Annotated in this window: 6 protein-coding genes; 5 read left to right on the top strand and 1 reads right to left on the bottom strand. The window is 48.0% G+C overall.

Annotated elements, in window-relative coordinates; genetic code table 11:
* Positions 1-426: 426 nt before the first annotated feature.
* Complete coding sequence (locus QVD32_RS06880; protein WP_021892273.1) at positions 427-2,067, bottom strand: fumarate hydratase; 1,641 nt, start codon at positions 2,065-2,067, stop codon at positions 427-429.
* A gap of 307 nt (positions 2,068-2,374) precedes the next feature.
* Between QVD32_RS06880 and QVD32_RS06875 the strand changes: the two genes are divergently transcribed.
* The 5 genes from QVD32_RS06875 (at position 2,375) to QVD32_RS06855 (ending at position 6,955) form a co-directional block, all read left to right on the top strand.
* Positions 2,375-3,133, top strand: coding sequence for a hypothetical protein (locus QVD32_RS06875; RefSeq protein ID WP_229033640.1), 759 nt, complete (start codon positions 2,375-2,377; stop codon positions 3,131-3,133).
* 80 nt (positions 3,134-3,213) lie between these two features.
* On the top strand, positions 3,214-4,614 hold the full coding sequence (locus tag QVD32_RS06870) for an SU10 major capsid protein (protein ID WP_229033639.1): 1,401 nt from the start codon (positions 3,214-3,216) through the stop codon (positions 4,612-4,614).
* Between the two features lie 231 nt (positions 4,615-4,845).
* The gene (locus QVD32_RS06865) at positions 4,846-5,229 is read left to right on the top strand and encodes a hypothetical protein (RefSeq protein ID WP_147401617.1); all 384 of its coding nucleotides are present in this window, start codon (positions 4,846-4,848) and stop codon (positions 5,227-5,229) included.
* On the top strand, positions 5,226-6,332 hold the full coding sequence (locus QVD32_RS06860) for a hypothetical protein (protein ID WP_021892269.1): 1,107 nt from the start codon (positions 5,226-5,228) through the stop codon (positions 6,330-6,332). Before QVD32_RS06865 ends, QVD32_RS06860 begins: the two co-directional genes overlap by 4 nt.
* Positions 6,332-6,955, top strand: coding sequence for a hypothetical protein (locus tag QVD32_RS06855; RefSeq protein ID WP_021892268.1), 624 nt, complete (start codon positions 6,332-6,334; stop codon positions 6,953-6,955). The genes QVD32_RS06860 and QVD32_RS06855 overlap by 1 nt, the downstream gene beginning before the upstream one ends.
* The last annotated feature ends 19 nt before the right edge of the window (positions 6,956-6,974 follow it).

The raw sequence follows: 6,974 nt of genomic DNA, 5'->3' as shown, positions 1-6,974 counted from the left end.
GACTGATGAGATGTCGTTTTCAACCCCTCCGTCACTACGTGCCACCTCCCCTATATTTTGCGTTACAAAACACAGGGGAGGAGTTTTAAATGTTTCCGATTGTGAAACAGAAATACTCTATAAAGCTACGGGGACATGGAGGGAAAGGAGGTTTAAAGTTTCGCTTCAATGGCGATATGCACATCTCTCGCGTTCTAAATGTAGACTTTCTCATCATTGCATAAGGATAGTTTTAGTAATAAAATAGGGTATTCCCCTCTTCATCAGCCGTTTCCCCGTAGTATTACGGGGTGTCGTGCATAAATCGGAACAGAGGAGAAGTTGGAATACTTCTCGACCTTTCCTTCTGTGTCTCATTGAGGGGTGTTTATAAAGAAAGAGCTGCCAATCGGCAGCTCTTTCTTTACGGATAGATAGTTTGTCCAATTATTTCTTGGCCGGGCATGTAGGCTTGATTTGTTTGAAGAAATCGTTGCCTTTGTTGTCGACGAGAATGAATGCGGGAAAATCTTCCACTTCGATTTTCCAGATGGCTTCCATGCCGAGTTCGGGATATTCGAGGCATTCGATACTCTTGATATTGTTTTGAGCGAGGATAGCGGCCGGACCTCCGATACTGCCGAGGTAGAATCCTCCGTGTTTCTTGCAGGCGTCGGTGACAGCTTGGCTGCGGTTCCCTTTTGCCAACATAATCATAGAACCTCCGTGACTTTGGAAGAGGTCTACGTAGGGATCCATTCGACCGGCTGTCGTGGGACCCATCGACCCGCAGGCCATGCCTTTCGGCGTTTTTGCCGGACCTGCATAGTAGATGGGGTGATCTTTGATATATTGCGGCAAGTCTTCGCCTCGGTCGAGCCGTTCTTTGAGTTTGGCGTGCGCAATGTCCCGACCGACGATAATCGTTCCGTTGAGCGACAGACGTGTGGCAACGGGGTATTTATCCAACTCTTTGAGAATTTCGCTCATAGGTTGGTTGAGGTTTATTTTAACGGCGTTGCCTTCACCGGCTTGGCGGAGTTCTTCGGGAATGAGCTCGCCGGGGTGACTGTCGAGTTTCTCGATCCAAATACCGTCCTTGTTGATTTTACATTTGATGTTTCGGTCGGCCGAGCAGCTCACTCCCAATCCTACCGGGCAGGAGGCTCCGTGGCGGGGCAGACGGATAATGCGTACGTCGTGTGCCAGATATTTACCGCCGAATTGTGCGCCGAGTCCGATACGGTACGCTTCTTCCAAGACTTGTTTTTCCAACTCGATGTCACGGAATGCTCGTCCGAATTCGTTTCCGGTCGTGGGCAGACTATCGTAGTAGTGGGTGGATGCCAGTTTCACGGTGAGCAAGTTTTTCTCGGCCGAAGTCCCGCCGATGACGAATGCAATGTGATAGGGCGGACAGGCTGCCGTACCCAATGTTTTCATTTTTTCCACCAAGAAAGGAACGAGTGTCCCGGGGTTGAGAATGGCTTTCGTTTCTTGGTAGAGGTATGTCTTATTCGCCGATCCACCGCCTTTGGTGACGCAGAGGAATTTATACTCCATACCTTCGGTAGCTTCCAAGTCGATTTGTGCGGGAAGATTACATTTGGTATTTACTTCGTCGTACATGGTAAGGGGCGCGTTTTGGGAGTAGCGCAAGTTTTCCTCGGTATAGGTTTTGTAAACGCCGAGGGAGAGAGCTTCTTCATCGCAATATCCCGTCCAGACTTGCTGGCCTTTCTCTCCGTGAATGATTGCCGTACCGGTGTCTTGACAGAAAGGAAGTACTCCTTTGGCGGCCACTTCGGCATTGCGGAGGAAGGTGAGCGCTACGTATTTATCGTTTTCGCTGGCTTCGGGATCGCTCAAAATCTTAGCTACCTGTTCGTTGTGCGAACGGCGAAGCATAAACGATACATCGCGGAAGGCGGCGTTCGCCATAGCGGTAAGACCTTCCTTTTCGATTTTCAAGATGGGTTTCCCTTCGAACTCGCTTACAGATACATAATCTTTCGTGAGCAAATAATACTCGGTCGTGTCTTCGCCGAGCGGGAACATGGGTTGATACTTAAACGGTGTGATAGCCATAGTTATATGTTATTTAGTATGTTTTGTCTGACGATGGGGAGACCGAACGAGGTGTAGGCAGGCTCCGACGATCGTGTTGCAAAAATAATGAAAGGCGGGTGCAGAATAAAACAAATTCGTTTGTTTTTTATGCCTAGCCGGCTCTTCTTTTCGCTCGCAGGACAAAAATAAAGAATTTTTTCGGTAATTCATCTTTTGTCGTGAAATCTTTCGAGAAAGAGGTATAATGTATGAAGCTGCCATAAAAACGGCCTCGACCGGGGTTTACTTTGCCGTACCATATATGGCTAAACTAATCATTGAATTTATGGAAAAGAATTATCAAAAAGAAAATCGCAATCTGCGAAAATCACGCGATTTGCTCGTGGAACGAATCTTACATCGATATCCTGCCCGGAGGGTCGATAGCGACGACGATTTGTTCGATGCTTTGGAGGAATACGACTCGTATCGGAACGAACGGTATGAGCGTCTTGCCGACGACCAGAGCAAGTTGTGCAAATTGTTTATGTCGAACCCGAAAATGGGAGCGTTTATCTCGGACGTTATCGGCGGGGAGGATGCTCTTATCGCTTGTGTGCGTTACTTCGGGAAAGATATGCTCGATTGTGCCGAGGACGAGGGTCGCATGGAAGAGGTTCGTAAGGCGAACGACGAGTACCTATCACGCATGGCACGATTCAGCGAATTGGAAAACCAAATGCGGGAGAACTTGAAAAACAGCACTCGTTGTATGGAGCGTTTCAAGTCGGAGAAAGGAATGAGCGACGAGGAGTTCGAGGGTTTTCTCGATCGGGTGTATCATTTGTGCAACCATGTGTTTATGGGAGAATTGAACGACGAAGTTCTCGGGTTACTTTTCAAGGGGTTGTATTACGATCGTGACTTGTCTTGTGCCGAGCGGGAAGCCGAGGTGCGTGGACGTAACGAGCGTATCGTTTTCGAGAAACGGGAACGTAACGGCGATTCATTACCTCCTTTACGAAACGGCGGCAGTTTCGAGCCCGATTCCGATCTTTCGCCTGTATTCGGAAACCGTCGCCGCCGTAGCGTGTGGGACTTGTAGATTTTTGAAAAGGGGATTGAAACAGCTTCTAAATTATTCTAATTCTTATGTTTTTATTGTATTCTAAAATGAAAAGAGAGATGAAAAATTTTTTATTGAAATGGAAAAAGCCGCTTCTTTGGTTGACCGGTTTCGTATTGTTGGTACTGTGTTGGCAAGTTTGGGACGGACTGTTCGATGCCGGGTTGGCATTGGCGGCGATCGTGCCGGGTATGTCGGGCGGAAAAATCGTATCCAACGAACCGTTGACGACCGATATTGTTCGTGAAGGGAGTCCCTCTCTGTTGCGTAGCGAAGTGGATAAACGTATCGTGAAAATACGACCGATGTCCACGCCTATCGATCAGTTATCACGGTGGAACGGTTCACGGAAGGCTTCGTCGATGATTGTCGATTATTATTCGGTCGATGTGAAACCTACCAAGTCATATATGAAGGCCTCGTATGTGGCTCCCGGAGCATCGACCGTTAACGACTCGCATAAAAAGGCGACTATCAATGCCGTGGACAACAGCATATTCGAGGTGTCGGAAACTTTGTTGGTTCAAGGTGTAAAAGGGTATGATCCCGACGGGGAGATGTCGAATGCCGACTTGGTACTTTATATCGCCGCAAAAGACGAGGATACGGGGGCATTGACCGTCTATCCCATCAATGGTTCCAAAATAGGTTCGGTGACCAACTGCGTGCCGTCTATTCCCGTGAATACGCCGCTTATCCGTATGGGGCGTGCGGCAACGGAACTCGATGTGCAGACGGCACAATTCGCCGCTTTACCTATCAAGAGTCAGAATTTTTGCCAGATATTCAAAATGCAGATCGAGCAATCGACTTTCCAAAAAATAGCGAATAAAGAGGTCGAATGGGATTTCTCGGATGCTGAGGAAGCTGCTATTTACGATATGCGATTGGGTATGGAAAAGAGTTTTATGTTCGGTGTGAAGAACATGATTTTCGACCCTCGTAAAAAGGAGAATGTGATGCTGACGGGCGGTATCTGGTGGCAGGCCGGAAATCATTATACCTACAATCCTACTGTGGAGATGACACAGAACGATTTGATCGATATGATGCGACAGGCTTTTACCGGGAACGGAGGGAATAAACGGAAGGTGTTGATTGGCGGTTCTTCGTTTATCGGCCGTATCAATAAGATAGAGATGACCAAAGTGGTGATGGCCCGCGAAGATAAGGTTCAGTGGGGCATCGACTTCTCGGAAATCAAATCGAAGTTCGGGAAGCTGTATGTGCTTTATTCGGAGGTATTCGACGATTGCGGCATGAGCGACTACGGATTTATTTTCGACCCGGAATTTATCCAGAAATGGTCTCATGTCCCGTTCGACTCGCAGGAACTCGATTTGAAAAAATCGGGGGTACGCAATACCGATGCGTTGGTACTGACCGAGGCCAGTTGTTTGACATTGCGCTATCCGGCTGCTCACATGCGTATCGAGCCGGTCATACCCGATGAAGAATAAGTGATATGATTCAAGGGGACTGAGGGGCGACCGGGACATCTTACCCGGCTCCCCTTTTTCTAAAATTCGGCCTCTCCTCGAAACTGTGTTTTTTCGTGTCACTCTCTTATATGGTTGTTTGAAACTGTTGTGTTACATGGCACGGGAGAAATTTTTATACAGCCGTTCTTGCGAGAGAGATATGGTTGTTTCGGCGAGGGGCTATATAGTTTTTAAATTAAATATAATGATATGATGAAGATTTATCAGACCCGGTTGGGAAACCTATCTACCTCGGTCGATGTGAACGGTGTACCTCGTCGGGTACAATTTCTTGCCAGTGACGGTGTAAACGGAATTTTTTCTACGGCCGACGAACAGTTGCAGCGGGCTATGGAAAATAGTCGGGGGTATGGGAGACGATTCAAATTGTCGGACGTCGCACAGCCGGCATCGGAAGAGAAAATTTATACGTTAGTACCGGAGGTTCGCTCTTGGCAGGACGCAAGGGATTATTTGAGAAGAGAGCCGTACGGGCTTTCTGACGAGGAAGTCTCCTCTCCTGCTCTTATCGAGCAAGCGGCCGAACGGTTGAATTTGATTTTTTCACAATTAAAAAAGAGGAACAAGCGATGAGAACGACTATACACAATCATTTGCGAGGACAAAACGGGTGCTTGGGATTTTATTATGGGTTGGCATCTCTTCTCTCGGCATATCCCGAGGGCGGTTTGCCGGGAGAGTTTTTTATCAATGGAGAAACTCAATCCATTTGGATATGGGATTCTACCGGTCGTTCGTGGTACGATACGAATCATGCGGCTCCTTCTCCGTTCATGGGTATTATCACCGAACCGGCGACTTTCAGCCCGGCAGTCGAAAGCGGTGTGCAGGCTTGTTTCATCTATGTGGCCGGAGGTAAAGGGGCTTATGTTTTCCCTGCCTTGAAAGGATCGGCGGCAATGACCGTGACGACAGATTCGTCGGCAATTATCACCCTTGTGTGGGACGGAACTGCATGGCGGAATTATGTGACTCCATTGACGTTCGACGATGCCGTGCGTCCTGTTTATCTCTACCGAGGGACGTGGAATCCATCTTTCACTTATCGATGTACCGGTGGAGTCGCCGATGTGGTTTATTTTATGGGTAAGTACTATCAGGTGAAGTTTTCGGTAGGTAGCACGACAGCTTCGCCGGCATCTTCGAATGATTGGGAAGAACTTTCTCGTTTTTGTGCCATAGCCGACGAGATAAAATTGAAGCCCAACGGATTGGTTTTGCTCGATGGGCAGCAAACTATTCGGGTGTCGAGCGAGCTTTCTTCGTGGGAGTTGTGCAATGGTGAAATCAGTCATAAAGAAACAGGAACTTTTTTGTCGCAGGCCGGGGAGTTGCGTGTGCCCATTGGAGATGGAGAAGTCGTGATAAGTCCTTTACAAAAGGGGATTGTCGTTTATTCGGGTGATGGCGATAAAGTTTTTCAAATAGGGTTGGATGCAGCCGGAGAGGCTTTGTTAAAAATGACTCGGCCCATTGAAAACGGTTCGTGCGAGGTGTCGATTTCTCCTCGGCAAATCGAAATCTCTCGTCTCGATGGGACCGGATTACCGGTTTACCGCAGTTTGTTTACTGCCGACGGGTTGAATTGTGCATTAAAAAAATGGACCGATATTCTTTCGGAGGGTGATATTTATGTGGACGAGAATAATTTTGTGAGACAGAAGAAAGGCGCGTGATGAAAGTAAGTGTAGATGAGTTGGTAGACCGGGTTAAAGCGAACATGGAGGAGCTAACCGATTCTTTCGATTCCGACATCGTGATGACCGCAGGGATAGGGGTAGAGCGATATATACGGGAGAAAATGCCGGATGCCTTGCTTGCCGTATGGGCAACGGAACCGGTATCGTCGTTGCCTTTGACAGATTGCGCTTCGTTGTTGCGGCCACAGCGTTCGTCCGACGGTAGCGGATATGTACTTTTGCCCGATGATGTGTGGCGTATGGCTGAGTTTTGTATGGACGGGTGGAGGCAACCTGTTACGGAATTTATCGATAAAACGTCTCCCGAATATGAGTTGCAGTTCAATTTTTATACTCGGGGAGGCTGTTCGACACCCGTATGTGTTTTATCGAACGAAGAAGGCCAGAAACGTATCGATTATTACTCGCTTCCTGTGCATGTCGTTTCTCATCGGGTGAGGTCGGCTCGTTATGCCGCTTATCCTGCCCGCGATGCCGAGAGTTATGAGTTACTTCCTTCGTTGATACCGGTCGTTTGTTATACTTGTGCGGCTCTTGTATATGAGATATTGTGCCGCCCGGAACAAGCTGCGGCCATGATGCGCTGTATCGTGCGATAGAGGTTATAGATTCGGGACA

The organism is Barnesiella sp., assembly GCF_022723415.1.
In the GTDB taxonomy this organism is placed as follows: Bacteria; Bacteroidota; Bacteroidia; order Bacteroidales; family Barnesiellaceae; genus Barnesiella; species Barnesiella intestinihominis.
This window is presented reverse-complemented; position numbering and strand designations above follow the sequence as displayed.